Here is a 26,372-nt window from a genome sequence, read left to right on the forward strand (position 1 = left end):
CCCTCACCGGCCACACCGGCGGAGTGAACGCCGTGGCGATCTCCTCAGACGGCTCCTGGCTGGCCAGCGCCTCCGACGACGGGAGCGTGCGGATCTGGGCCATCAGTGATGACCCGTCATGCATCGCCGTCGTACGTGGTGAAACAGCGATGTTCGGCCTGTGCTGGAGCGAGCCGAACATCGTGATCGCCGGTGGAGCACGGGGCATCTCCATATTCAAACTGTCCACCCCGAGCGGCCGAGGAGCCCTGTCCCGTTCCTAGCCCGAGAGAGACCTTTCGCGTACGGAGGCTCGGGGCTTCGAACCCGGATGGGCGGCAAACCCGAACGTGCTCGTTCAAACGTGGTTCCACCGGCCGGTGGTCCGGGTGGTACCGCTTCGGCACCGCGAAGACAGCGCCTGCCACGGAAACGACAGTGGACAGCGTGGGCCGGGGCAGGCAGGCTGATCGCCGACTATGAGGGAGAGACCATGAATCTCGGTGTTTCAGGCATGAGCTTGATCTTCATGCTGTTCGGCGCTTTCATTCAGTTCCTGGTCATCTATTTCGCCGTACGCCTGGCTCTGAAGCATGACCGTGAACGGTCCGGGCGTGATTGGCCGCACAGATAGTTCCCCCGAGAGCGGAACAGCCAACGCCAGGCACAGCACGTGAAACGGCTGGGGCCGCAGGCGGGACGGCCAGACCTACGGCCCCGCACGAGGAAGCCCTGAGAGATATGGATCATGACATCACCGACGTTCCTCAAGGGCTCACTCGTAGGGCCCGCGACTTTGTCAAAATTCATGGCTTCCGGGTGAGACCTTCGAAGGGCGATCGATTTCGGGACAGGTGGATCGCGTTAGGCATCCCGGCACACGAGATCGATCGGGCCGTGGAGTACGAGGCTCGTTGGGGTGGATTCGCGCTCCCGCCGGCTCCGCATTACGAGGGTGGTCCCCGGGTTCTGTCTTCGGATATTCCGGAAGGTTCACCGGCCGAAGGCTGGTGGTTCGACGCGGGCGGACAGCGGACGTCGGTTCCCTACGCCTTCATGATCGGTCCTGGTGATGAGTTCGGTATTCACAGCGAGCTCTGGACCCCTCTGCACGCGACCGTCGAGGGCTGGGTGGAGTCGGTCGCGCTGGCCTACCACGCGTCGATGTGGGCCGCGAAAATCACGAAGATCACAGGCGACGAGGTTGAAGCGATCCAGCTCGAAGGTTATGAGCCCGTACAGGAGGTGGCAGGGCTGGCGGACACCTGGTGGAGGGGACCGGACTCGCTTATGGCGATCTACAGAGGAGAGGCGGAGTGCCTTTCCGCTCCTGCGTGCCGGACCGCGTTCGTCTATACGGGCCTGGATCGCTGGGGTCTCCACGGTGGCTGACCCGCTGATCGAGAAATGCGGGCGTGAGGTGAAGCCGACCCTTCCATCCCTCTGATCTCACAGCCGGTCGCGACGCGGGCGCCGGAGACTCACCTGTGTGGCCACAGGCCGGCGAGGCGGGCGATGCGGAGGCCGGCGTGCAGTTCCAGGCGGGTCGCCCCGTCCGTGATGTCGCAGTCGATGATCTCGCGGATGCGGTCAAGCCGGTAGTAGAGCGTGCTGCGGTGGATGCGCAGACGCCGCGCCGTACCCTGGATCTCGCCGCCGCTGTCGAGGTAGCCCTCCAGGATCGTCGCGAGTTCGGCACCCTGGGGCGCGCCCAGCAGGCGGCGCACTCCGGCGGGGAGCTGGCTCGCTGTCAGCCGGTCGAGCGGCAGTTGCAGGAACAGACGGTCGATGCCGAGGTCCTCCCAGAAGACCCGCCTGCCGTAACGACGCCTGTCCAGCCGGGAGGCGCGGAGGGCGAGCCGGGCCTCGTGGTAGGAGTCGACCGCCTCCGGCAACGACGGTTTCACGCTGCCCACACCTGCCACGACCTCCTCCAGATCGTGGTCGGCGAGGGCGCGTTCAAGCCTGTCGTGGTTGACCGGACGCGGAAAGAGAACGATTCCCTCGGCTCCGAGAACGGCACCGACGATCTTCACGGTCGTCGATCTCATGGTGAATTCGAGGGTCGCCTCGACGGCAAGTCTCGTCACCGACCTTGAGGACGACTCAGGGGCCTGGAGAACGAGAACCGAGTAATTCTCGACGTCATCGATGAGGTTTTCCCGCACGAGGGTCTCCGCCGCCGCCGAACGGGCCTCCGGCGATTCTCCGAGCAATGCCGCAAGCAGGTTCTTCGAATTCTCCTTGTCGTGCCTCCGCTCGGAGATCCGCAGTGAGAGCAGCGCGCCCATTTCCGGCGCGGCGGATTCCAGTACTTCGAGATCGTCGACGCGCGGCGCCTCCCGATCCTCGACGTAGTAGACGTAGCCGAGCAGCTGCTGCTCATGACGCAGCGGCAGGACGACCAGTTCCCCGTCGGCCTGAGGCACCCGCACACCGTGCTTCACGTAGCGTAGCCGATGCCCTTCCACCAGCGAATTCGTCACCGGCGCCGTCGAGCCCGCGAGCAACCGGGCGAGCCGGGCCAGCCGGGCGTCGGTGTCGTGGACGCTGAACGCCGCGATCTTCAGGTCGTGGTCGAGCACCACCAGCGCCACGCCGAGACGGTCAGCCAGGTCCTGGACGGCGTCATCAAGGCTCACAGGGGTTGCTCCTCTCCTGCGACACAACGTCGGATCAACACCGACAACTAACGACACATCGTACGAAGCGCATCAACGTGGTGTCTGTCTACGGTGGTGCGACAACGCACAAGCTAGCAATACCAGGGGCGAAAGAGGCAAGTCCCGCCGTCGCCTGGCAGGCCCGATCCCGGCCGTTCACCGATCAACGCACCATCCTGAGCAATGCCCGTGCGTGACAGGAAGGAGCCCATTCCAGTGACCGAGCGCACCGTCGAAACCAATGGCTATTCCACTTTCTTCTTGGAAAGCGGGGAGGAGAGCCACGAGACCGTAATTCTTCTGCACGGCGGCGGCCCCGGCGCCAACGCGGGGTCGAACTGGAGCAGCTTCATCCCCGCGCTGAGCGACGACTATCACGTGGTCGCCCCCGACCTCGTCGGCTACGGCCGCACCGACCACCCCGAGGACATGCCGGGCAGCCTGACCGGATGGATGCGCATGCGGGTCGAGCAGGTGCTCGCCCTGATGGACGTCCTCGGTGTCGAGCGGGCGCACCTGGTCGGCAACTCGATGGGCGGCGCCCTCGCCATGCACCTGGTGATGACGGCACCGGACCGTTTCGCCCGGATCTCCCTGATGGGCAGCGCGGGCGGGCACTCGCAGCCGACGCCTGAGGTCATGCGGATGGTGTCCTTCTACAAGGACCCGACGATCAGCGCGCTGGAGAACCTCACCAGGTGGTTCGTCTACGACGAGGACGCCCTGGGCACGTCGATCTCGGAGATCACCGAGACGCGTTACAAGGAGGTCATGCGGCCCGAGGTGCGGCGTTCCTTCGAGCGCTTCTTCTCCTCCTCCCCCGCCGAGATGGCCGTACCGCCGTCCGCGCTGCGTCGGATGCCGCATCCGTTCCTCATCGTGCACGGCCGTGAGGACCGCTTCGTCACCCCCGACTCCAGCGTCTTCCTGCAGCAGCACCTGCCCAACGCGCAACTGCACGTCTTCCCGAAGTGCGGTCACTGGGTGCAGATCGAGCGCACCGCCCAGTACGCGGCGCTGCTGCGCGGCTTCCTCACCGACGCGTTCTGACCCCGTACGACTAGGAGAGCACAGCATGGACATCAAGCAGCTCGGCTACCTTGGCCTGTCCGCGCGTGAGCCGGACGCCTTCACCACCTACGCCACCGACATCCTCGGCATGCAACGGGTCGAGGGAGAGGACGGCGCCACCCACTTCCGCATCGACGACATGCACCACCGCATCACCGTCGAGGCCGGAGAGCAGGACGGCGGCGCCTACTACGGCTGGGAGGTCGCCGACGGCGACGCGTTGAGCGCCGCGCTCAACGAGCTGAGCGACCACGGCGTCGTGGCCCACGAGGCGACGCAGCGGGAGCTGGAGATCCGGCGCGTGGCCGACATGGCGCACTTCCTCGACCCCGCGGGCAACCGGGTCGAGCTGTTCCACGGCGCCTCGCTGGGCGAGGGGCGGTTCACCTCGGCACGGGACGTCGAACGGTTCGTCACGGGTGACCTCGGCCTGGGCCATGTCGTACTCGCCAGCCCGGACGTGGCGGCCCAGCAGCGGTTCTACACCGACGTCCTGGGCTTCAAGATCAGCGACACGATGCGGGTGCCGTTCCAGGCGACGTTCCTGCACACGAACCCGCGCCACCACAGCATCGCCTTCGTGGACGGCCCGTTCTTCGGCATCGACCACCCGTTCCTGCACCACTTCATGCTTGAGGTCCCCGACATGGACCAGGTGGGCCGGACCTACGACCTCGTGCTCGACCGCGACGTCCCGGTCACCATGACGCTCGGACGGCACAGCAACGACCAGATGTTCTCCTTCTACGCCGAGTCCCCCGTCGGTGTGCACACCGAGTTCGGCAGCGGCGGCGTCCTCATCGACGACGAGACCTGGCAGGTCACCGAGATCCCCGGCCCCGACCTCTGGGGCCACCGGCACTGACCGCACCTTTTTGGAGCCATGACATGGATACCCTCACCCCCGTCGTGGAGACGGACGTACTGATCGTCGGGTCCGGTCCGGCGGGAGCCACCGCCGCGGCGCTGCTCTCGACGTACGGCATCCCCAACGTGGTGCTCAACAAGTACCCCGGGGTCTCGAACACGCCCCGCGCGCACATCACCAACCAGCGCGGCGTCGAGGTGCTGCGTGACCTCGGGCTGGAAGGGGAGGTGGTCAAGAACGCGACTCCGCAGCACCTGATGGGCGAGCACGTGTACGCCACGAGCCTCGCCGGGCGGGAGCTCGGCCGTCTGCGCACGTGGTACACCCACCCCCACTTCAAGGCCGAGCACGACCTCGCCAGCCCGTGCTCCGTGTGCGACCTGCCGCAGCACGTGCTGGAGCCCATCCTGGTCAACGCCGCCGCCTCACGGGGGTCGTCCGTCCGCTTCAACACCGAGCTGCTGACGTTCACACAGGACGACGACGGCGTGACCGCCCTGGTCAGGGACAGGCTGACCGGCCAGGAGTACGGCATCCGCAGCAAGTACCTGATCGGCGCGGACGGCGGCAACTCGACGGTCGCCGCGCAGGCGGGCCTGCCCCTGGTCGGCAAGATGGGGCTCGGAGGCTCGATCAACGTGGTGTTCGAGGCGGACCTCACCCGCTTCGTCGAGCACCGTCCGGGCGACATGTACTGGTTCGTTCAGCCGGGCGTCGGCCACGACGGCAACGGCATCGGCGTGCTGCGCATGGTGCGCCCGTGGACCAAGTGGATCGGCGTGTGGGGCTACGACGTCAACGCCGGGCACCCCTCGCTCACCGAGGAGGACGGCGTCCGCATCGCGCACCAGCTGATCGGCGACGACCAGGTGCCGGTGAAGATCGAGTCGATCTCCACCTGGGCGGTCAACGACGTCTACGCGACCGACAACATGGCCGGCCGGGTCATCTGCGTCGGCGACGCCGTACACCGGCACTCGCCCATGAACGGCCTCGGTTCGAACACCTCCATCCAGGACAGCTACAACCTGTGCTGGAAGCTCGCGATGGTGTTGCGCGGCGAAGCCGCACCCACGCTGCTCGACAGTTACCGCGACGAGCGGCTGCCGGTCGCCAAGCAGATCGTCCAGCGCGCCAAGCGCAGCGACGGGCTGATGCCGCAGATCTTCATGGCGCTGCGTCTGCCGCCCGCCTCCGGCGCGCAGGAACTGCACGACGCCCTCGACGCCCTGCTGCAGCCGACGGCCGAGGGCGGCCGACTGCGGCAGGAGTTCGACACCGCGCTGCAGAACACGATCATGGGCTTCAACACGCACGGCGTCGAGACCAACCAGCACTACACGTCCGCCGCGATCGTGCCCGACGGCACCCCCGAACAGCCCGCGCCGCGTGACGAGGAGATCTACTACTTCGCCTCGACCCGTCCGGGACGCCACCTGCCGCACGTGTGGCTGACCAGGGACCAGCGGCGCGTCTCCACCTTCGACCTGTGCGGCCGGGGCCGGTTCACCCTGCTCACCGGCATCAACGGCGCCGCCTGGCGGGAGGCGGCCGAGCGCGTCGCCAAGCGTCTGGGCGTGCCCATCCGGGCCTGGTCGATCGGCCGCGGCTGCGACTACGAGGACGGCTACGGCGACTACCGCACCCTTTCCGAGGTCGCGGAGGACGGGGTTCTCCTGGTCCGCCCGGACCACATGGTCGCCTGGCGGTCCGCCTCCGCGGTGGACGATCCGGAGGCGGCGCTGGGCGCCGTGTTCGGCCAGATCCTCGGCCGCACGACCAAGGAGTAGAGGGCCATGCGCATCGCGGTGGTCGGCGGCGGCCCCGGCGGGTTGTTCTTCGCCGCACTGATCCGGCAGGCGGACCCGTCGTACGAGGTAACCGTTTTCGAGCGCAACCGCGCCGACGACACCTTCGGCTTCGGGGTGGTCTTCTCCGACCGGACCCTGGAGGCGATCCACGAGGCGGACCCCGTGCTGCGCGAGGCCCTGGCCGAGCACGGCAGGCACTGGGAGGACATCGAGGTCCGGCTGAAGGGCGAGCGGATCAGGTGCGGCGGCAACGGCATGGCCGCGGTCGTCCGGCGCACGCTGCTCCTGATCCTGCAGGAACGCGCCCGCTCCGTCCGGGCTGACCTCCGCTTCTCCACCGAGGTGACGTTGGACGACCTGGCGGGCTACGACCTGGTGGTCGCCGCCGACGGAGCCTCCTCGCGGATCCGCGAAGCGCTCGGTCCCGGCCTCGGCTCACAGGTGGAGACCGCCTCGGCCAAGTTCATCTGGTTCGGCACCGACCACCTCTTCGACGGGCTCACCTTCGTCCACGAACGCGGCCCTGACGGCGTCTTCGCGGTGCACGGATATCCCATCTCCGACACCATGTCGACGTTCATCGTGGAGACCGACGAGGCCTCCTGGCGGCGTGCCGGTCTCGACGCGTTCGACGTGAACCAACCTCCCGGGGCGAGCGACCTGCGCTCCAAGGAGTACCTGGAGAAACTGTTCGCCGAGCAGATCGAGGGCGGACGGCTGCTCACCAACAACTCCCGATGGGGCAACTTCCGCACGCGCCGTACCCGCCACTGGTACGCGCTGGCCCCACGGCCCGTCATCCTGCTCGGCGACGCCGTACACACCGCGCACTTCTCCGTGGGTTCCGGCACCAAGATGGCCATGGAGGACGCCGTCGCGCTCTCGCGGGCGCTGGTCGGGAACCCGGGCGACCTCGCGGCCGCCCTCGCGAGCTACGAACGGACGGCCAAGCCACCGGTTCTGCGCATCCAGGACTCGGCGCGGCCAAGTCTCGCCTGGTGGGAGAACTTCGGCGACTACCACGACGCCCTTGAGCCGTGGCAGTTCGCCTACCACTTCATGTCCCGCAGCATCTCCGACGCACGGCTGGCCAGGCGTGCGCCGCAGTTCACCGACTCGACCCACCGCCGGTGGCGGGACCTGCACGGCGCCGACCCGCTGGAGACGCGCTTCGAGGTGACCGGCTGGTCGGCGTCCGGCCGGCTGCTCGACGTCGTGGCCGGAGCGGACGGTGCCCCCACGGCCGTCCTGGGGGAGAGTGATCTGCCGCTCTCCACGGTTCCGCTGCCCGGCGCGTGGGGCGCCCTGCTGGAGGCGCCGGACGACGAGGCCGACCTGCCCCACCTGTCCGGCTTCACCACCGGCGCGGTGCTAGTCGCCGTACACGGTGGCACGGCTCTGACCCGCACCCGGCTGTGCGAGGAGGTACGGATGCGCACAGGACTTCCCGCGCTGCTGATCGAGCGGGATCACGACCGGGACCGGGCACTGACCACGGTGCTCTCCGGTCGCGCTGACCTGGTCGGAGTGCTCACGTGAACGATTCCGGCCCGCTGGGCCCGCTGTTCGCCCCCCGGGGCATCGCGGTCGTCGGCGCCTCCCGCGACCCGGGCAAACTCGGCGCCGCCATGGCTCGTTCGCTGTCCGGCTTCGACGGATTCCTGGCACGGGTGAACGCGCGCGACGACACCATGTACCCGTCCGTCGGCGCCGCCGCCGCAGCGGGACCCGTCGACCTCGCCCTGCTCTGCGTCCCCGCCGCGGCCTGCGCCGACGTGCTCGCGGAGGCGGCCGCCGCGGGCGTGCGAGCCGCCGTCGTGTGCGGCGGGGGGTTCGCCGAGGCGGGCGGCGCCGGAGTCGGGCACCAGCGACGGCTCGGCGCCATCGCCCGGGACTCGGGCCTCCGGCTCCTCGGCCCGAACACCAGCGGCTTCCTCGCTCCCCACGCGCGGGTGACCGCCAGCTTCGTCCCCGGCGTCCACCGGGTGGCACCTGGCGCCGTCGCCGTCGTCGCCGCCAGCGGCGGCGTCAACCACGCCCTGGCGTTCGCGCTGACCGAGGCGGGGCACGGCGTCAGCCTCGCCGTCGGCCTCGGGAACGGAGCCGACGTCACGGCTCCCGACGTCCTCGACCACCTCGCCGACGATCCCCGCACCGCCGCCGTCGCACTGCACGTGGAGTCGGTGGCGGACGGTCCCCGGCTGGTCGCGAGCGTGCGCCGCCTCACCGCGACCCGGCCGGTCGTCGCCCTGGTCGTCGGCCGTCACGACGTCGGGGCCTTCGCCGAGTCCCACACCGGGGCGCTCGCGACCTCGTGGCGCACGACGCGCGCGGCCCTGGCCCAGGCGGGTGCGGTCCTCGTCGACGACGAACGCGAACTCGTCGACGCCGTCGGCGCGCTCGCGGTGACCCGGGGCCGTCCCCACGCCGCCCCGGGGGTCGGCGTCGTCACCGCCCAGGCGGGTCCCGGCCTGCTGCTCCTCGACGACCTGCGAGGTCGCGGGGTCCGGGTGCCCGAGCTCACTCCCGGCACCCGCGAGACCCTGGCCGGGCTGCTGCCACCGCTGACCTTCCAGCGCAACCCGGTCGACACCGGCCGTCCCGGACCCGAGCTGGGAGCGGTGTTCGCCGCCGTCGGCGCCGATCCCGGCGTCGACGTCCTCGCGGGCTACGTCCTGCACGAACCGGACGCGGTCGACGTCGTCGCCGCGCTCACCAACGGCATGACCGCGGACGTCCCCGTCGTCCTCGGCCTGGCGGGCGTGGGCGAGGAGGTCGTCCGCGACCGCAGAGCCCTGCGCGAGTCGGGCGTCGCCGTGGTCGACGACGCCCGTGGCGTCGCCGCGGCCACCGCCGCGCTGCTGGCCGACGCCCGAGCGCGTATGGCCCGCCCCGCCGTCTCCACCCCGTGGGCGGCGCCGACCGGCCTGGCCGCCCGATACGACGAAAACGCGGGCAAGGACCTGCTCGAACAGCTGGGTGTGGCGACCATGCCACGCCACGCCTGCGCCGACCGGGCCGCGGCCCACGCCGCGTTCGACCTCGTCGGGGCTCCGGTGGCCGTGAAACTGCTGGACGCGGACGTCCTGCACAAGACCGAGATCGGAGGCGTGCACCTGGGCGTGTCCTCCCACGCCGACCTGGACGCCGCACTCGACGAACTGGACGCGGCGGGAGCGCGCCGCTACCTGGTCGAGGCCATGGCGCCCGCCGGGATCGACCTGATGGTCGGCGCCCGACGCGACGTCGTCTTCGGACCCGTGGTGCTCGTGGGGCTGGGCGGCACCGTGGCCGAAGCCCTGGCCGACGTCGCCATCAGGCTCGCCCCGGTCTCCCCCGGCGAGGCAGCCGGCATGCCGTCCGAACTGGCCGGGCGGGCCCTGCTCTCCGGGTGGCGCGGCGGCCCCGTCCTCGACTCCGACGCCCTCGGCACGATCGTCTCCAGGCTCGGCGACCTGCTCGTCGCCAATCCGCTCATGGAGGAGATCGAGGTCAATCCGCTACGGCTCACGCCACAAGGTCTCATCGCGCTTGACGCCGTCATCCTCACCAGGAAGGCCGACGATGCCTACACCGATCACTGAGCACACCGTGCCCTGGCCCGAGGCCGACGTCACCCGCTTCACCGAGGAGGGCCTCTGGGCCGGGGCCGCGATCGGCACCCTGCTGCGGGAGGTCGCCGACCGCGACCCGGACGCCACGGCGCTGACCGACGGCACCGGGCTCCGCCTCACCTACGGCGAGCTGGCCGACCGCGCCGACGCCGCCGCCGTACGCCTGCGTGGCCTCGGCATCGCCCGGGGCGAGCGGATCGTCATGCAGCTGGGCAACTCGTGGGAGTTCGTCGTCCTCCTCCTGGCGTGCCTGCGCGCGGGCGTCGTGCCCGTGATGGCGCTGCCCGCCCACCGCCGGGCCGAACTCACCTATCTGGCCGTCCATTCCGAGGCCGTGGCGATCGCCGTCCCCGACCGGACCAAGGACTTCGACAACCAACGGCTCGCCCACGACCTCGCGGCCGACGTACGCGCCGCCACCGGGGCCGGATGGCGGGTGCTGGTCGCCGGGGACGACATCGAACCCGGAAGTGTGGACCTGCGGAGCCTGTGCGGCCCGCCGACCGACCGGGCCGGCTTCGACATGCCCTCTCCCTCCTCCCGGGACGTGGCCCTCTTCCTCCTTTCCGGGGGCACGACCGGCATGCCCAAGCTCATCGCCCGCACCCACGACGACTACGCCTACAACGCCCGGGCCAGCGCCGAGGTCGCCGGGGTCACCTCGGAGTCGGTCTACCTGGTCAGCCTGCCCGCCGGGCACAACTTCCCGCTCGCCTGCCCGGGGATCCTGGGTGTACTGCTCGCCGGAGGGCGGGTGGTCATGCTGCCCTCGCCCGAGCCGGTACGGGCCTTCGCCACGATCGCGGCGGAAGGCGTCACGCACACCGCGGTGGTGCCCGCGGTCGCCGGCCGCTGGCTGGAGCGGGCGGCCGAGCACGGTGCCGGACAACTCGCCAGTCTGCGGGTCATCCAGGTGGGCGGCGCCCGCCTCGCGGACGAGCTGGCGTACAAGGTGAAGCCCGTGCTCGGGGCGACGCTGCAGCAGGTGTTCGGCATGGCGGAGGGGCTGCTCAACTTCACCCGCCTTGACGACCCCGCCGAGACGGTGTGCACCACGCAGGGCCGTCCCCTGTCGCCTTTTGACGAGATCAGGATCGTGGACGAGCAGGACCGGGACCTGCCGGACGGTCAGGCCGGGCTCCTGCTCACCCGCGGGCCGTACACGCCTCGCGGGTACTACCGGGCGGCGGAGCACAACGCCCGCTCCTTCACCGACGACGGCTGGTTCCGTACGGGTGACATCTGCCTGCGCACGCCCGAGGGTGACCTCGTGGTGGCCGGTCGCGACAAGGACATGATCAACCGTGGCGGGGAGAAGATCTCCGCCGAGGAGATCGAGAACCTCGTGTACCAGCTCCCCTCGGTGAGCCAGGTCGCCGCCGTGGCCATGCCTGACCCCCTGCTGGGGGAACGCGTGTGCCTGTACGTCGTGCCGCGGGCCGGGGAGACGGTCACTCTGGAGGAGATCCGCGGGCAGATGGAGAGCGCGGAGGTCGCCCGCTTCAAGTTTCCGGAACGGCTCGTCGTCGTCGAGGAACTCGCCTGGACCAAGGTCGGGAAGATCGACAAGAAGGCCCTGAGAGCCGACATCGCCGACCGCCTCAAGGCGGAGCTTCCGGGCGGCGTCTGAGCGTCCGGTCGTCTCCGGGGCTTCTCGGTAACCCCTGAGCGGCCGGCCATCTGCGGAGCTTCTCGGTAACCGTAACCCCTGAGCGGCCGGCCGTCTCCGGCGTGCGGAACCCGGTCCGTGACGACGCGGTCCGGGGCCGGTTCGGCTTGTCAGGCGCGGTCGTGGAGGGTGACGTGGTAACCGTCGGGGTCCGCGAAGGTGAACGTCCGGCCGAAGGGGCCGTCGATCGGCGCGGAGACGACGGTGTGACCGTCGGCGACGAGAGCGTCGTGGATGGCCTGGACGTCGGTGGCGTGGAGCCAGATCGCGGCGCCGATGCCGGGCCGGGCGACGGATGCGAGATCGGTGCCGGGAACGACGTCGCGGAGCGCGAACGCGATCGGCTTCGTCTCGAAGACGACGGCGTGCGGCGGCCCGGCCTGCGAGCGGACGAGGCCGAGGTACCGCTCATAGAACGCCCGTGAAGCGTCGAGGTCGCGCGCCTGGAGCGAGATGAAGTCGGGGCCGGTGACGGGCATGGTGGTGCTCCTTCTCTCCGTGTCAGATTCCTGACACGGAGCAATGTATGTCAGAATTCTGACATGAGTCAAAACGGCCCCGGCGTTGACCTGGACAAATCACTGGGCTACCTGCTGAAAGAGGCTTCGAGCGCCCTGCGCGTGGCCATGGAGGAGGTGCTGCGGCCACTCGGGATGAGCGTGACGCACTACTCCTGTCTCGAACTGCTGGCCCAACGGCCGGGCCTGTCGAACTCCGAGCTCGCGCGGGGCGCGTTCGTGACACGGCAGTCGATGAACGTGCTGCTCCAGGCCCTGGAACGGGACGGCTACGTGACCAGGCCCGCGGAGGCTCCCGTCGGGAAGGTCCTTCCCACACGGCTCACCCCTCGCGGCCGGCGGAGCCTGGAGAAGGCGACCGTGGCGGTCCGGGCCGTCGAGGTCAGAATGCTGGCCGGCCTGACCGAGACCGAGCAGTCAGCCGCGTTCCGGATCCTGCAGAGCATGATCCACTCCCTACGCGACAGCGACGGCGACGCAGGTTGCGCCGACGGACGTGGTGCATGAGTTTCCCCGGCCAGATGACATGGCGCCGCGAATGAGGACGGCCATCGCATGATCCTTCGGGATGGCGCGCCTCGATGTGAGCGAACGCCGGGAAGGGGCCGGGTTCCCCTTCACCACATGAACGGACGGGCGACACGGCACGGAGGCGTCGACGTCAGTCGCTCCTTCCCGGCCCCGGCCTCGTTGATCATTCTCGACCGAGGCCGGGCCGCGCCCCCTCAGGAGCAGAAGGCGGAGTCGATCATCTTGCTGAAAGCAGCCATGTCGGCCGGGGACTGCTTCTGGTTGACGGAGAGGGCCATCTTCGTGCGGCCGTCCAGGGTGGTGAAGGCGCTCGTGAGATAGCCCGGAATGCCTCCGTTGTGACCGATGATCTTCCGCCCGCACGAGGTGGACATGGAGATCAGGCCGAGGCCGTAGTCCCCCGGCTGGACCTTGATGGGAACGGTCTTCCTCATCTCGGTGAACTGGGCGGGCTTGAGGAGCTTGCCGGTGACCAGGCCGTTGAGGAAGGTCGTCAGGTCCGCCGTGGTCGTGATCATCGCTCCCCCGGCGCCGGCGATGCTCGGGTTGAGCCGGGTCACGTCCACGTACTCGCCGTCGCTCTTGTTGAGGTATCCGTGGGCGTGTGGCCCGGGGATGGTCGTGGAGTACGTCGGCGCCGAGGTGCCGCGCAGCCCCAGCGGCTTGATGACGCGCTCGGTGACCTCACTCTGCCAGCTGTGGCCGGTCACCGCCTTGATCAGCATCCCGACCACCACATAGCCGGTGTTGGAGTAGGAGAACTTCGTGCCGGGCTCGAAGTCCAGCGGCCTGGTCAGCGCGGTCCTCACGATGCCCTCGTCGGTGAACCGGTTGAAGCGCAGCTTCAGGTAGGCGTCACCCGATGTCGGGAACTCCTTCATGCTGGTGTAGTCGGGTATCCCGGCGGTGTGCTGGAGGACCATCCGTACGGTGATGTCGTTCTCACGCGGCAACAGGCCGGGCAGATACTTGCCGATGGGGTCGTCCAGTCCGATCCGGCCTTCGCCGACCAGCTGCAGCACGGTCACCGAGGCGAAGGCCTTGGTGACGCTGCCCATACGGAACGACCCGTTGGTCGGTACGGGACGCCCGCCGTCGACCGTGGCCGTTCCCGAGCGCAGGACGCTCTGCCGGTCTCCCTCGCTGAGCCTGGCCTGCACTCCGACCGCGGTACCGGTACGCACCATCGCGTCCATCGACCTCTGGAGCGAGGCCGTGGTGCTCGGGGCGGGCTTCTGCCCGGCGTGCGCCGGGACGGAGAAGAGAGCCAGACCCGTGGTGGCGAGGGCGAGAGCGGCGGCGGCTTTGGACGGGGTGGTGCGCATGAGGAGGTTCTCCCGGTAGGTTCTCGCGCCACGTCGGCGCTGGTCACAACGCTAGGAGGGCAGACCTCGGCGAACGATCCCGCCAGGGAGACAGTAAGGGGGGAGGCGGACCGGTCCGCGACGGTAGGGACGTCCCTACCGTCGCGGACCGGCGGAGCCAGCGCGCCCTGCGGACCGGCAGGAGTGGGGCGGCCTTCTCACCGCCGCGTTCGCTGACCAGACCGCCCACGCCTCGTACGAGATCGCTCAGCGCGCGGTGCCGTACACCCATGGCCATCACCGTGGCGGCATCTCTGTCGATCCCGGTGGGGCGAGGCCCTCGCTTTCTCCTGTCCTTGGGCCGGTCACTCCGGTTTCCGCCGATGGCTGAGTCATCGGCGCCGGCCGTACGGACTCCGAGGATCCAATCTTCACGGTCCCGGCCAGTCCGGTGCGCCAGGAGATGCTGCGACTGCCGCGCGATGAGGGACCCAGCCCGTCCAGCGACTCACCGGTCGGTCCGACATGGCCCGGCCCGGCTTCTCGGAGATCGCCCTCAGGCCATTCCAGACGGTCAACCCAGGTCAGAGGGCATGTGTGGTCCCCTGAACGGCTCTGAACACCCTGTACTGCGATCCGAAATACTGGTGACCATTGATTCCCTGACGCAGCGTGAAGATCAGCGGATGCGTGTCGAACGCCGACCGAGGATTGTGCTCCGGCCGGCGAAAAGGATGACGTCAGAGATCACCGGATATTCAACGGCGATGGGTGAAATCTCGCTTGCCGGGATCTGCGAGGCAGGAGACACTGCGGCATGCATCCCTACGAGCAGGACGATGAGTTCGACCAGGCCGTCGAGGAGTTGAGCGTCCGCTTCTACACGGCGTTGCGCGACGGTGGTCTCGATGCCGGGCCTCTCGTCGAGCTGGCCCGCCTGGTGGAGGAGTGGGACATGCCCACTTCCGTCACCCGGGAGCTCCTCGAACGCCCCGCCGCCGAGCTGACGGACGCCGGCCTGGCTCGGCTGGGCAAGGCCTTCCTCGACGACATCGGCTTCGCGCCGACCTTCGCCCTGGAACCGGACCTGCTGGTGCCGCTGGAGGAGGCGTTGAAGGTCGTGGAGCGCGACGTCCGCGCCGCGGGGATCACCGGGACGCTTCGGATGGTCGTCCCCGACCGGGACGCCATGGGGCTGGCACGGGTGGAGTTCCGGGGCATCTGCCATGGCAGCGGCCTCGGGCCCGGCGGGGACGCCCAACAGGTGCTCCAGTCTGTGGCCGACGCCACCCAGGACGTGGTCGTGGAGGCGACGTGGAAGATGTGGCCCGCCTGTCCGGTGCACGATCGGTGCCTGCTCGCCGAGTTGGAGAACGAGATCGCCGTGTGGCGCTGCACGAGCGGCGGAACGCACACCGCCGCACCGGTGGGCGAACTACCGCCCCAACGCCGTTGACGGCCCGCTGATCCGCTGGCTTTTCCCAACAAAGCATCCCCGTCGTTGCTTGCGGCCGTCGGCGTCGTGAGAGCAGACTGGTGGCTCAGCAGCCTGAGAGGGCTCGCGATCAACCACCCCTCGTGGCCCGGCCTTATTCTCATCACCCCTGAGGGTTCGTGACATGTCGACGGGGGCCAGCAGCACCAGGGTGGCGTCTGAGGTCCTTATCACCCTTGCGAGGGTTCGCAACTAGGCGAACGCAAGCATCTACGCCACCGGGTTGCGTCCTCATCGCCCCAGAAAGGGGCCGCAACCCGGCAAGCGAGGCACCGCCCAGGCAGACCCGCCGAGGCCTCATCACCCTGCGAGGGGTCGCAACCTGGTGCGACCATGATGCCGCTCGCCGCCGACGTTTCCATCAAGGTCATCCCCGATGATCCTCGGCCACGCGACCGCAGCCTTCACGAGCGATGTCCACCCCTCAGTGGCCGAGGAACGCAGGAACAGGCGACATGGGCGGCCGCCGCGTTCGTGCCATCAATGTGGCCGGAGGCCAGTGGTGATCTCTGAAATGACGAAGGGAGCCCGTGATCTCTCACGAACTCCCTTGTCACAGCGGAGGCTCGGGGATTTGAACCCCGGATGGGCGGTAAACCCAAACCGCATTAGCAGTGCGGCGCCATAGACCTGACTAGGCGAAGCCTCCTGGTTGCCGAGTGGCTCAGCATAGAGTACCGGCCATCAGGCGAGGCAGCAAAGCGGTTCCCGCAGACGCCGTGTCGGGGAGGCGTGTACCGGTTATCCACTCCTGTGGATAACTTTGTGCACACCTGTGGACGATCAGCGATTCTCGCAGGCAGACACGGCTGTGAGTCTGGGGATTCCCGCCAGACGAGACGTCCGGTACCACCTGACGGAATATCAACTTCCCGGGAAAGCCGGAGGGTACTGCCCCGACCACACAGGCGGGCGCCGGACCCCAAGCCCAGCCGTGCCCAAAGGCCACAGGAGTGATCTCACCGGAAAATCCACAGGCTCCCTCCCGAACACCGGAAAGGAGCCTGTGGACAACGAATCCCGAACGCCGGGAGGGAACCTGTGGACGACGACTATCGGGCGACGAAGGTCACGACGCCGGGCAGGCGGCGAGGACCACGACACCACGCGGGCCCATCGACCCTCCCATGACGATCGTCAGGCGGCGGGGTTGGCCTCGCCCTCGATCTCGATCTTGATCTTCTTGCCGACCAGGACGCCACCGGTCTCCAGGGTCTGGTTCCAGGTCAGGCCGAACTCCTCGCGGTCGATCTCGGTCGTGATGGAGAAGCCCCACACGGACTGGCCCCAGGGGTTGGTGCCCGCGCCGCCGTACTCGACGGTGAGCTCGACCGGCTTGGTGACGTCGCGGATGGTGAGGTCACCGAGGACGGTGAACTCGTCGCCGGAGTGGCCGACCACGCGCGTGCTGCGGAAGGTGATCTCGGGGAACTTCTCGGCGGCGAGGAAGTCGTCGCCACGCAGGTGGCCGTCGCGGTCGGCGACGCCGGTGCTGATGCTCTCGGCCTTGATCGTCAGCTCGGCGGAGGACTCAAGGGGGTTCTCGGCGACGGTGACGCTTCCGGCGAACTGGTCGAAGTGACCGCGGACCTTGCTCACCATCATGTGCTTGACCATGAAGCCGATCCGGGTGTGGGCGGCGTCGAGGTTGAAGGTACCCGCGGCGGGGAGCTGAAGGTTCTCCCAGGTCCGAGTGGTCATGACTACTCCTGAAGAGGTGCTTGCAGTGCGGATGTTTGCGTCAACAGATTTCTACATGAGGAATATTCCCCACGTCAACCATCATCGGTTAAAGTGGAACGGTGACCTCCTTTGACGACTCCCGGTTAACGGCCATGGGCCTGTTCGCCGAGGCCTTCGGCGGCCTGCTGGCGAAGACCCACACCTCCTTCGCCGAGGCGGGGCTCTCGGACATCGACTTCGAGACCCTCATCCGGTTGGCACGTTCCCCGGGCAGGCGCCTGCGCATGAGCGACCTGGCCGCGCAGACCAGCCTGTCCACCAGTGGGGTGACCCGGGTCGTGGACAGGCTGGAACGTGAGGGACTGGTCGCACGGCAGGCGTGCGCGACCGACCGCAGGGCCTCCTACGCCGTGATCACCCAGGCGGGCACGGACCGGCTCACCGCGGTGCTCCCCCGGCACCTGGCGGACATCGAGGAGTGGTTCACCGGCCTGCTCCCCCCCGAGCAGCTCGATGTCTTCCTCGACATGCTGCGGACGATCCGCGACGCCGTACGGCCGTGCGCGACGGCCGGGGCGGAGTCCGGGGAGTCTAGCGCTGGGGCTGCGGCTGTCGCTGCTCAGGAACCGTGAGATCGCCGCGTAGCCGCGCCATCGCCCTGGAGACCGTGCTCTTGACGGTGCCGACGCTGATGCCCAGCGCCCTGGCGATCTCCGGCTCGGTCATGTCCTCGTAGTAGCGCAGCACGACGGCGGTCCGCATCCTGGTCGGCAGCCGGTCGAGGGCCTGTTCGACCTGCTCGGGCAGATGGCCCGAGCCGCTGACGAGGACGGGCTCGGGGATCTCCTCGGCGGGATACTCCTCCAGCTTGCGCCGCCGCCACCAGGAGATGTTGATGTTGACCATCGCCCGGCGCACGTAGGCGTCGAGCGCCGCGTGGTCGTGGATGCGACCCCAGGCCAGATAGGTCTTGAACAGGGCGGCCTGGAGCAGGTCCTCGGCGTCACTGGGATGCCCGGTGAGCTGACGGGCCGCGCGCAGCAGTGTCGGACCGCGAGCAACGACGTACTCGCGGAACTCCTCATGGATTCCGCCGCTCACCGCGATCACCAGCCTGTGGTCAGGTGTGCCTCGTGGCCAGAATCGCAGCCAGAGCCCCTAAACCGGCTGAACCGGAACCTATATTTCGTCCCGTCAACAGCAAAGAACGCCTCCCCCAGGCAGAGGTGTCCCAAGTCGGAGTCAGGTACTGGTTTGCCCTAGAACGGGGAATGACGCGTTCCACCGGGAGGGGGAATTTTGCTACCCCGCCACCCCACCGACAGGATTATTGGCCGAAGCGAACGGCGAGACTCCCGTGAGCGTGTGACGCTGACCGGGAGACCTTCGCGAAACATGGGAGTGACGATGCCGTATCGCAGCGCCGACCGCCGCCGTGTGCTGGCCGCCGCCGTGCTTGGCAGATCCCTCGACTCCCCCGGCTCCTCCGACGAGCGGGAGCCGGACCCCGAGGCCGACTCGGAGGAGGGGGAGCCCCTGCGTTCGATCACCGGCGAGATCCTGGACGTGAGCCCGCACCTGATCGTCGTGGAGACCCCCGAGGGGGAGGAGGAGCGGCTCGTCATCGCGCCGTGGGCGACCGCATGGCGCGGTGAGAACGTCTCCCCCGCCGACCTGCCGGTCGGTGCCCACGTGATCGTCAGGGCCCTGCAGGGCGGCCGGGTCGTCGACCGGATCTGGGCCGACATCACCCGCATCACCGGCGTGATCCAGTCCGTCGGCAGCGGCCGCAGGGACCTCACGGTCGAGCTGTACTGCGGGCCCCACCGGGGGCGGCGCACGATCGTCATCCCCTACGGCGCCTCGGGACGCCTGCGGGTACGGCACCCGCAGTTCGAGCCCGGCTACCTGTTCGACGCCATCGGAATCCGCGAGGACGGTGTCGCCCACGCCCGTCTGCCCGCGACCTCCCAGCCGCCCTACCGGTGGACCTCCGTGCCGAAACCGCCTCCCGGGTACGGCGCGCAGTCCCGCATCTCGGGCACCTCGACCTGGTCCGACACCTTCGACTGGGGTGAGCGGGGCGTGGCCTATCCCATGCTGGAACACGCCGACAGCGACTGCCAGGACGCCGGCGTGTCCTGTACGGCGCTGCCGTACCTCGCGCTGGGTTCCGCGCTCAGCGTGCGCAACGTGTGCGCCGGGCGGACCTCGGTGCTTCCGATCGTGGCCTGCGGCTGCCTGGCGGGCCGGTTCTGCGACCGCTGCCTGGAATGCGGCACCTCTCCCCGTGGCCGGATCGTGGAACTGTCGCCGGTCTCCTTCGTGGAGCTCGGCGGGGAGCTGACCAAGGGGTGTTTCAACGCCCGGGTCGGATTGGGGTGACACAGATGCTGACGATGATCGCCGCCGCGCAGCTTCCGGTGCTGAGCGCGCTGCTCGTCGCGGGAGCGCTCGCCAAGGTGTGGACGGCCAGAGGCGAGGCGGAGCCGGGCGTGCTGAGCAGGCTCGGTCCCGCGGTGCTGGTGGCCGACCGCTGGCGCGCGCCCGCCATGCTCGGCTGCGCGGCCGGTGAGGTGGTCCTGGTCGCCGGGCTGGTGACGACGGGCCATCCGGTGTTCCGCTGGGGTACGGCCGCGTTCTTCGCCGTGTCGACCTACGTGCTGTGGGAGCTGCGGCGGCGCCGTCCGGACGTGGGGTGCGGCTGTTTCGGCGAGGTCAGCGCGGTGCCGGTCGGGCTGCGCTCGTTGGGGCGCACCATGGTGCTGACCGCCATGTCCCTCGGGCTGGTCTGGACGCCGCGGATTCCGGGCTGGGCGCTGTTGTCCGGTATGAACTGGACGCAGGCGGTCGCCGCCCTGGGCGGGCTGCTGGTCCTCGCCGTACTCTCGCCGGAGATCGAGGAGGCGGCGGCGCGGCTGCGGTATCGCGCGCCGTGTGAGCAGCGCCCGCTCGACCCCGCGCACGCCCTCGGCCGGCTGCGGGCGAGCGCGACCTGGCGCTCACACGTGAGGCTGCTGTCGAGCACCGAGCCCGTGGACAGCTGGCGTGAGCTGTGCTGGCGGTTCTTCGTCTACGAGGGGCGCGGTCACACGGGTGAGCCGGTCGAGGTGGTCTTCGCGGTCTATCTGAGCGGGCGGCACCCGGCGGTGCGGGTGGCGATGGTCGGCTTCGACGGTCAGCCGGTCGAGGAGATGTCTCTGCTGGAATCTATGCCCGTATCGGCTGGACGCTAGAGAGCTCTAGATCTTTCTAGCGGTTCCATACAGCTCTATACGGCTCTCTAGCTTCCCCACTAGAGAGCCGTATAGAGGGCTAGGGCCCCGTGTAGACCGTGACATCACTATATCGAACATGTGTTCAAACGGGCTGGGAACGCAGGAACTTTCCGAAGTGTGGCACCGTGAACGCGATGAACCCGCGCTCGGCGCTGTAGATCAGGCCCTTCTTGATCAGGCTGTCACGGGCCGGGGAGAGGCTTGAGGGCTTACGACCCAGCCCCTCGGCGACCTCCGCGGTGGCCACCGGCTCGTCCCCGATGGCGGCCATCGCGTGCATGTAGTCACGCTCGGCGGGTGTCGCCCGCTCGTATCGGCTGCCGAAGAAGCCGACCGCCAGCTCCTCCTCCGCCTCGGGCGCGGAGACCTTGATGTCGTCGGCGGTGATCGGGCTGCTCAGCGCCAGGTCCCAGGCCACCTTGCCGTAGGCCTGGACGAAGTAGGGGTAGCCGTCGGCCGCCTCGTAGAGGGCGTCGAGGGCCTCCTGGGTGAACTCGACCCCCTCGCTCTCGGCCGGGGCGATGAGCGCCAGGTCTGCCGCCTCTCGGTCGAGCCGGTCGATCCTGGCGTAGCGGAACAGCCGTTCGGAGTAGCTCTTGCTGGCCGACAGCACGCCGGGCAGGTGCGGCAGGCCCGCGCCGACCACGATCAGCGGGCCGCCGCTCTGGGACAGCTCGTGGCAGGCGGCGCAGAGCGCGGAGACGTCCGGCGCCTGCACGTCCTGCATCTCGTCGATGAACAGGGCGATGCCGACCCCCAGGTCGGTGGCGACCCCGGCGGCGTCGACGAACAGCTCGGTGAGGTCGATCTCCAGGTCGCCCGAGTCGGCGCGGCCCCGGCTCGCGGGCACGTCGATGCCCGGCGACCAGTGCGAGGTGCCCTTGGCCGCGCTCGGGTCGCGCATCGCGAAGGCCTTGAGCACGCCGAGGAACTCCTCGATGCGCTCCGGCGCGCGGTGCCGGGGGGCGAGCTCACGGATGGCCAGGTGCAGCGCGGCGGCGACCGGGCGCCGGATCGACTGGTCGGGCCTGGCCTCGATCTTTCCCGTGCCCCACAGCCGCTGCATGGCCATGGACTTGAAGGTGTTCAGCAGGACGGTCTTGCCGACGCCGCGCAGGCCGGTGATGACCATGCTGCGCTCGGGACGACCGCGGGCCACCCGCTCCAGGACGATCTCGAACTGCTGCAGCTCTCGGTCACGCCCGGCGAGCTCGGGAGGGCGCTGCCCCGCGCCGGGGGCGTACGGGTTGCGCACGGGGTCCACGGTCTCGGACTTTATGACGGGATATAGCGGCCGAGGTAGATTTCCGTAGAAAGGGCTACGGCGTGTCGCACGAGGCCGTGCGCAGGGGTGCGTCGCGGGGATACGGGGCGTCTCGGGCACCGCGAGCATCGCCATGACACACCCCCATCTGGGCAGACACCGCCCGAACCCGTGTTCGATCCGGTGCGACCGACTGTAGCGCCCCTTCGAACACCTGCGCGGGATTTTCGCCAAAAACCTCGGCCAAGGAACGTCAGGGCGCGGGCGACCGTACGGGGCGGTGGGGCGCGGCGGCTACCCTTTGTCACGTCAGGTGGCCGGACGACTACCACGGTCCGCCCGGCGTGCGGCGACGACAAGTGAGAGGCTCACGACTCGTGATGCGTAGTATCCAGGCGACGCTCGCGGTGGCCACCGCCTGTCTCACGACCGGTCTCGCGACGGCGTGCGGCACGACCACCGCCCAGCGGCCCGCCTCCGGTTCCCCCGTCTCCCAGACCTCCGCGGCCGACGAGACGGCCCAGAAGACGGTCCAGGAGACGGCACCCCCGGCTCCGGGCTCGACCCCGAGCCGTACGGCCCCGCCGAAGTTCTCGGCCACGGTCTCCAAGGTCACCCGTGAGCAGGTCAAACACTCCTGGCGGCCGGGCTGCCCCGTCCCCCTCGACGGCCTGCGGATGATCACGATGACCTACTGGGGCTTCGACGACAAACCCCACACCGGCAAGCTGGTCGTGAACAAGGACGCGACCGAGGCCATCACCAAGGTCTTCGGCCGTCTGTACGACTGGCGCTGGCCCATCTACAAGATGGAGCCCGTCGACGCCTACAAGGGCGACGACTTCGACTCCATCGACGCGAACAACACCTCGGCGTTCAACTGCCGCGCGGCGACCGGGTCGAGTCACTGGTCCCAGCACGCCTACGGCAGGGCCGTGGACATCAACCCCCGCGAGAACCCCTACGTCTCGGCCGACGGCTCGGTTGCGCACAAGAACGCCAGGAAGTTCGCCAAGCGCCCGGTGGACGCCCCCGGCGTGGTCAACCCCGGCGACCGGGTCGTCAAGGCCTTCGCCCGGGTCGGCTGGGGCTGGGGCGGCGACTGGTCGGGCATCAAGGACTACCAGCACTTCTCCGCGGGCGGAAACTGAGCGCCCGCCCCGCGATCAGAACCGGCCGGAAGAGGCGGTGCGATGATGGGGGCATGGCGGCCAAGGACGGGGACGGGTGGGTCGAGTGCGCGCTCGGCCATCGGCACTGGGGGGTGTACGGCGCGGCCGGACTGCTGGCCGTGCATCATGACGACGCCGGCACCCCGCGTGTGCTGATGCAGGAACGTGCCGGGTGGAGCCATCACGGCGGCACGTGGGGCCTGCCCGGCGGCGCGCTCGACAGTCACGAGAACCCCGTGGCGGGCGCGTTCAGGGAGGCGGGCGAGGAGGCCGGGCTGGACGGCGACGACCTGCGGATCCAGGGCGTCTACGTCGACGATCACGGCGGCTGGTCCTTCCACACGGTGATCGCCGCGACTCCCCGGCTGCTGGACGCCCTGCCGGCCAACGACGAGAGCGTCGACCTGCGCTGGCTCACCCCCGACGAGATCCCCGACAGGCCGCTGCATCCCGGTTTCGCGGGAAGCTGGCCGGTGATCGGGCGAGCGCTCGGTCCCGTGCTGGTCGTGCTCGACGCCGCGAACATCGTCGGCGCCCGTGCCGAACACGGCTGGTGGCGTGACCGCGCGGGGGCCACCGCCAAGTTGGTCTCCGAGGTCGGCGCCCTGGCGGCCAGCGGCGTGCGCGCGCTGCCCGCCAGGACACCCACGCTGACCAGGTGGTTCCCCAGGTTCGCCGTGGTGGTCGAGGGGGCGGCCCGTGACGTCCCCGGGGTTCCCGGGGTCACGATGATCTCCGCGCCCGGCAGCGGTGACGACGCCGTGGTGCGGGCCGTACGGCAGGCGCCGGGGTGGGAGCACGTCCTGGTCGTCACCGCGGACCGGGGGCTGCGTGAGCGGGTCGTCGCGCTGGGCGCGGACGTGACCGGTCCCAGGTGGCTGTTGTCCCAGCTGTGATGGACCGTAGGGATCTGACACGATATGGATCATGTTTGGGTCCCGGAGTGGCTGGGATGACGAGGGGGTTCTGCCGCCTGACTCGTGGGGGCGGGGCACGTCGCGACTGCCGTGGGGGTTCGCGTTCGTCGTCGTCCTGTTGGTCGTGGGCAGGCTCACCCTCACTCCCCACCTGACCTCGCCCGCCCTGCGGACCTGGGCGACGGTGTTCGTCGCCGTGTGCGTGCAGGCGCTGCCGTTCCTGGTCTTCGGGGTGGCGCTGTCCGCGGCGATCACCGCGTTCGTCCCGGCGTCCTTCTGGACCAGGGCGCTGCCGAGGCGTCCTGCCGCCGCGGTGCCGGTCGCGGGCCTGGCGGGCGCGGTGCTGCCGGGGTGCGAGTGCGCCTCGGTGCCGGTGGCGTCCGGCCTGATGGCGCGGGGGGTGACGCCCGCCGCCGCGCTGGCCTTCCTGCTCGCCTCCCCGGCGATCAACCCGGTGGTGCTGGTCTCCACGGCCGTCGCCTTCCCCGGGCAGCCGATGATGGTCCTGTGCCGGTTCGGCGCGTCGCTGGCCGTCGCGGTGCTGACCGGCTGGCTCTGGTTGCGGTACGGCCGTCACGAGTGGCTGCGCGTTCCCTCCCATCCACACGGTGCGGGCGGCAGGCTCGCGAGGTACGGCGAGGCGATGCGGCACGACCTGCTGCACGCGGGCGGATTCCTTGTCGTGGGAGCCCTGGCCGCGGCCACGCTCAACGTCGCCGTCCCCCGGGAGTGGCTGGACGCGGTCGGTGGGGTGCCGTGGCTGGCCGTACCGGTGATGGCCGTGCTCGCGGTGCTGCTGTCGATCTGCTCGGAGGCGGACGCGTTCGTCGCGGCCTCGATGACCGCGTTCCCCGCGACCGCGAAGCTGGCCTTCCTGGTGGTCGGGCCGATGGTCGACCTGAAGCTGATCGCCCTGCAGGCGGGCACGTTCGGCAGGGCGTTCGCGGTCAGGTTCGTCCCGGTGACGTTCGCGCTCGCCGTACTGGTGAGCGCCCTGTTCGGAGAGGTGCTGCTGTGAGCCGCGTGACCCAGAGCCTCGTCCTGGCGCTGCTCGGCGGCGTCGTGTTGTGGATCTCGGGGTTCTCCACGAGCTATCTGAACTACGTCAAACCGGGCTTCCGGCCGTTCCTGGTCGGGGCGGGGGTCGTGCTGGTGGTTCTGGGCGTCGCGGGGCTGTTCACCAAGCGCAAACATGACCATGATCAAGTTCATGATCACGGACATGGGCACGGGCACGGGGTCGCGTGGTTGCTGTGCCTGCCGGTCTTCGCGATCCTCCTGGTGGCGCCGCCCGCGCTCGGTTCCTTCGCCGCGGCCAGGTCGCAGGCGCCCGCGCTGCCCAAGCGGGATCCCGGCGCCTTCGCTCCGCTGGCCGGGGGCGGTCCCGTGGACATGCCGATCGGCGAGTTCATCGGCAGGGCGTGGGACGACGACAAGAAGTCCCTCACCGGCCGTGCCGTCCGGCTGACCGGCTTCGTCGTCCCGGCCAGGCGCGGGGGCGAGTGGTACGTCACCCGGATGCAGATCGCCTGCTGCGCGGCGGACGCCTTCGCGCTGAAGGTCCTGGTCAAGGGGATCAAGGCACCGCCGAGGGACACCTGGGTCGAGGTCACCGGGACGTGGGTCCCGCACACGTTCGGCAAGATGCCCAACGGGTTGATCTACCCCGAGTTGGCGGGGACCGGGCTGGCGAGGGTACCGGCGCCCGCGGAGCCGTACGAGTAGGGCCTCCTAGGCCGAGGACGGTGCCGTCTCCGACAGCGTGGCCTTCTCCAGGTCGCGGGTCGCCCGGTGGAACAGCCAGTAGCTCACCGCGGCGACCACCGGGAAGAAGAGCTTGACGCCGCCGGGCAGGTCGAGGATGAGCAGGCCGTCGTTGAGCGAGTGGAGTACGGCCGCCGCCGCGAAGGCCGCGGTGACCGCGCTGGTCAGCACGACCCGTCTCCTGGTCTGCCACACCCCGAAGGCGACCGCGCAGACCAGGCCGGTCCAGGCCAGGTGGCTGAACGGGGTGGTGAGCCCCCGCATGAACAACACCATCCCCGCCTCAACGGCGCTGTCGTGCCTGATGCTCTTCCAGGCGTACGACATCGACTCCATGATGGCGAAGCCGGTCGCGCAGGACAGGCCGAGCGCGACGCCCGCGGGCTTGGTCAGGTGTGCCCCGGTCAGCGCGACCGCGAGGAGGGGGACGAACTTGGCCGCCTCCTCGATCCAGCCGACGCGCAGGATCGTGGGGTTGTCCTTCTCCGAGATGAGCAGTGCGTCGAAGTAGCCGCCGAGCAGCAGGGCGACACCCCCGCCGAACAGGAACATCCCCACCAGCGTGGTGCCCGGCACGCTGTCGCCGATGCGGGTGCGGTCGTGGATGGCGAGGAGGAGAGCGGCCGGGCCCGCGGCGGCGCCGTAGAAGAAAGCCGCGGGCATCACGGCGCGGTTGCCGACCATTTCCATCATGAAGATCAGGGAGGCGGACAGCGCCATCATTGCGATCCACACTTTGAACCATCTATGGCGATAGAACCGTAAATGTCC

The 26,372-nt window shown here is 69.4% G+C and carries 25 protein-coding genes and 1 tRNA gene; 18 read left to right on the forward strand and 8 right to left on the reverse strand.

Features of this window, described 5'->3' with window-relative positions; all coding sequences use genetic code 11:
* From ACFOYY_RS29910 to ACFOYY_RS29920, 3 genes are all read left to right on the forward strand, one after another.
* Window positions 1-263 (forward strand): WD40 repeat domain-containing protein (locus ACFOYY_RS29910; RefSeq protein WP_386194168.1); only part of this gene is annotated, 263 nt, incomplete at its 5' end.
* 209 nt (window positions 264-472) lie between these two features.
* Entirely contained in the window at window positions 473-613 is a 141-nt protein-coding gene (locus tag ACFOYY_RS29915) for a hypothetical protein (protein ID WP_352014821.1), read from the forward strand.
* A 107-nt stretch (window positions 614-720) separates the two neighbouring features.
* Window positions 721-1,371 carry a hypothetical protein gene (locus ACFOYY_RS29920; protein WP_386194171.1) on the forward strand — a complete coding sequence of 217 codons (651 nt, stop codon included), beginning with the start codon at window positions 721-723 and terminating at the stop codon, window positions 1,369-1,371.
* A gap of 89 nt (window positions 1,372-1,460) precedes the next feature.
* Here ACFOYY_RS29920 and ACFOYY_RS29925 read toward each other — a convergent pair whose 3' ends face one another.
* On the reverse strand, window positions 1,461-2,621 hold the full coding sequence (locus ACFOYY_RS29925) for a PucR family transcriptional regulator (protein WP_386194174.1): 1,161 nt from the start codon (window positions 2,619-2,621) through the stop codon (window positions 1,461-1,463).
* A gap of 282 nt (window positions 2,622-2,903) precedes the next feature.
* Here ACFOYY_RS29925 and ACFOYY_RS29930 point away from each other — a divergent pair, with 282 nt between their 5' ends.
* From ACFOYY_RS29930 to ACFOYY_RS29955, 6 genes are read left to right on the forward strand one after another with little or no spacing between them, the layout of a single operon-like run.
* Entirely contained in the window at window positions 2,904-3,692 is a 789-nt protein-coding gene (locus ACFOYY_RS29930) for an alpha/beta fold hydrolase (protein ID WP_352014824.1), read from the forward strand.
* Between the two features lie 25 nt (window positions 3,693-3,717).
* Window positions 3,718-4,578, forward strand: a complete 861-nt coding sequence (locus ACFOYY_RS29935; RefSeq protein WP_386194177.1) for a VOC family protein — start codon at window positions 3,718-3,720, stop codon at window positions 4,576-4,578.
* Window positions 4,579-4,601: 23 nt separating this feature from the next.
* Complete coding sequence (locus ACFOYY_RS29940) at window positions 4,602-6,371, forward strand: FAD-dependent oxidoreductase (RefSeq protein WP_386194180.1); 1,770 nt, start codon at window positions 4,602-4,604, stop codon at window positions 6,369-6,371.
* 6 nt (window positions 6,372-6,377) lie between these two features.
* Complete coding sequence (locus ACFOYY_RS29945) at window positions 6,378-7,931, forward strand: FAD-dependent monooxygenase (RefSeq protein WP_386194182.1); 1,554 nt, start codon at window positions 6,378-6,380, stop codon at window positions 7,929-7,931.
* Window positions 7,928-9,976, forward strand: a complete 2,049-nt coding sequence (locus tag ACFOYY_RS29950; protein ID WP_386194185.1) for an acetate--CoA ligase family protein — start codon at window positions 7,928-7,930, stop codon at window positions 9,974-9,976. Before ACFOYY_RS29945 ends, ACFOYY_RS29950 begins: the two co-directional genes overlap by 4 nt.
* Window positions 9,957-11,636 carry a (2,3-dihydroxybenzoyl)adenylate synthase gene (locus ACFOYY_RS29955; protein WP_352014829.1) on the forward strand — a complete coding sequence of 560 codons (1,680 nt, stop codon included), beginning with the start codon at window positions 9,957-9,959 and terminating at the stop codon, window positions 11,634-11,636. The genes ACFOYY_RS29950 and ACFOYY_RS29955 overlap by 20 nt, the downstream gene beginning before the upstream one ends.
* Before the next feature lie 149 nt (window positions 11,637-11,785).
* Here the strand turns inward: ACFOYY_RS29955 and ACFOYY_RS29960 are convergent, their stop codons facing one another.
* Entirely contained in the window at window positions 11,786-12,154 is a 369-nt protein-coding gene (locus ACFOYY_RS29960) for a VOC family protein (protein ID WP_352014830.1), read from the reverse strand.
* A gap of 63 nt (window positions 12,155-12,217) precedes the next feature.
* Here ACFOYY_RS29960 and ACFOYY_RS29965 point away from each other — a divergent pair, with 63 nt between their 5' ends.
* The gene (locus ACFOYY_RS29965) at window positions 12,218-12,700 is read left to right on the forward strand and encodes a MarR family winged helix-turn-helix transcriptional regulator (protein ID WP_386194190.1); all 483 of its coding nucleotides are present in this window, start codon (window positions 12,218-12,220) and stop codon (window positions 12,698-12,700) included.
* 218 nt (window positions 12,701-12,918) lie between these two features.
* Here the strand turns inward: ACFOYY_RS29965 and ACFOYY_RS29970 are convergent, their stop codons facing one another.
* On the reverse strand, window positions 12,919-14,049 hold the full coding sequence (locus ACFOYY_RS29970; RefSeq protein ID WP_386194191.1) for a serine hydrolase domain-containing protein: 1,131 nt from the start codon (window positions 14,047-14,049) through the stop codon (window positions 12,919-12,921).
* Window positions 14,050-14,845: 796 nt separating this feature from the next.
* On the opposite strand from ACFOYY_RS29970, the gene ACFOYY_RS29975 reads away from it, so the two are divergent.
* Window positions 14,846-15,484 (forward strand): hypothetical protein, encoded by a 639-nt coding sequence (locus ACFOYY_RS29975; protein ID WP_386194194.1) that lies wholly within the window; start codon window positions 14,846-14,848, stop codon window positions 15,482-15,484.
* A 598-nt stretch (window positions 15,485-16,082) separates the two neighbouring features.
* On the opposite strand, the gene ACFOYY_RS29980 is transcribed toward ACFOYY_RS29975, so the two are convergent.
* Window positions 16,083-16,172, reverse strand: a tRNA-Ser gene (locus ACFOYY_RS29980).
* Window positions 16,173-16,660: 488 nt separating this feature from the next.
* Window positions 16,661-17,224, reverse strand: a complete 564-nt coding sequence (locus tag ACFOYY_RS29985) for a YceI family protein (protein WP_352014836.1) — start codon at window positions 17,222-17,224, stop codon at window positions 16,661-16,663.
* Window positions 17,225-17,325: 101 nt separating this feature from the next.
* Between ACFOYY_RS29985 and ACFOYY_RS29990 the strand changes: the two genes are divergently transcribed.
* Entirely contained in the window at window positions 17,326-17,838 is a 513-nt protein-coding gene (locus tag ACFOYY_RS29990; RefSeq protein ID WP_352014837.1) for a MarR family winged helix-turn-helix transcriptional regulator, read from the forward strand.
* Here the strand turns inward: ACFOYY_RS29990 and ACFOYY_RS29995 are convergent.
* Window positions 17,798-18,307 (reverse strand): SigE family RNA polymerase sigma factor, encoded by a 510-nt coding sequence (locus ACFOYY_RS29995; protein ID WP_386194197.1) that lies wholly within the window; start codon window positions 18,305-18,307, stop codon window positions 17,798-17,800. The genes ACFOYY_RS29990 and ACFOYY_RS29995 overlap by 41 nt on opposite strands.
* Before the next feature lie 306 nt (window positions 18,308-18,613).
* Here ACFOYY_RS29995 and ACFOYY_RS30000 point away from each other — a divergent pair, with 306 nt between their 5' ends.
* Together ACFOYY_RS30000 and ACFOYY_RS30005 are read left to right on the forward strand one after the other, a co-directional pair.
* Window positions 18,614-19,591: a hypothetical protein gene (locus tag ACFOYY_RS30000; protein WP_386194200.1), complete on the forward strand. Its 978-nt coding sequence runs from the start codon at window positions 18,614-18,616 to the stop codon at window positions 19,589-19,591.
* A 5-nt stretch (window positions 19,592-19,596) separates the two neighbouring features.
* Complete coding sequence (locus ACFOYY_RS30005) at window positions 19,597-20,442, forward strand: MauE/DoxX family redox-associated membrane protein (protein ID WP_386194203.1); 846 nt, start codon at window positions 19,597-19,599, stop codon at window positions 20,440-20,442.
* A 124-nt stretch (window positions 20,443-20,566) separates the two neighbouring features.
* On the opposite strand, the gene ACFOYY_RS30010 is transcribed toward ACFOYY_RS30005, so the two are convergent.
* Complete coding sequence (locus ACFOYY_RS30010) at window positions 20,567-21,748, reverse strand: ATP-binding protein (RefSeq protein ID WP_352014841.1); 1,182 nt, start codon at window positions 21,746-21,748, stop codon at window positions 20,567-20,569.
* Window positions 21,749-22,128: 380 nt separating this feature from the next.
* On the opposite strand from ACFOYY_RS30010, the gene ACFOYY_RS30015 reads away from it, so the two are divergent.
* The 4 genes from ACFOYY_RS30015 to ACFOYY_RS30030 are packed head-to-tail and all read left to right on the forward strand — an operon-like array spanning window position 22,129 to window position 25,562.
* Window positions 22,129-22,899, forward strand: a complete 771-nt coding sequence (locus ACFOYY_RS30015) for a M15 family metallopeptidase (protein ID WP_352014924.1) — start codon at window positions 22,129-22,131, stop codon at window positions 22,897-22,899.
* Window positions 22,900-22,952: 53 nt separating this feature from the next.
* Window positions 22,953-23,816, forward strand: coding sequence for an NUDIX hydrolase (locus tag ACFOYY_RS30020; protein WP_362784006.1), 864 nt, complete (start codon window positions 22,953-22,955; stop codon window positions 23,814-23,816).
* A gap of 31 nt (window positions 23,817-23,847) precedes the next feature.
* The gene (locus tag ACFOYY_RS30025) at window positions 23,848-24,855 is read left to right on the forward strand and encodes a permease (protein WP_362911100.1); all 1,008 of its coding nucleotides are present in this window, start codon (window positions 23,848-23,850) and stop codon (window positions 24,853-24,855) included.
* Window positions 24,852-25,562, forward strand: a complete 711-nt coding sequence (locus ACFOYY_RS30030; RefSeq protein ID WP_386194208.1) for a TIGR03943 family putative permease subunit — start codon at window positions 24,852-24,854, stop codon at window positions 25,560-25,562. Before ACFOYY_RS30025 ends, ACFOYY_RS30030 begins: the two co-directional genes overlap by 4 nt.
* 6 nt (window positions 25,563-25,568) lie before the next feature.
* On the opposite strand, the gene ACFOYY_RS30035 is transcribed toward ACFOYY_RS30030, so the two are convergent.
* Window positions 25,569-26,336 carry a PrsW family glutamic-type intramembrane protease gene (locus tag ACFOYY_RS30035; protein ID WP_386194211.1) on the reverse strand — a complete coding sequence of 256 codons (768 nt, stop codon included), beginning with the start codon at window positions 26,334-26,336 and terminating at the stop codon, window positions 25,569-25,571.
* Window positions 26,337-26,372: the final 36 nt, after the last annotated feature.

The organism is Streptosporangium jomthongense (assembly GCF_042650425.1).
In the GTDB taxonomy this organism is placed as follows: domain Bacteria; phylum Actinomycetota; class Actinomycetes; order Streptosporangiales; family Streptosporangiaceae; genus Streptosporangium.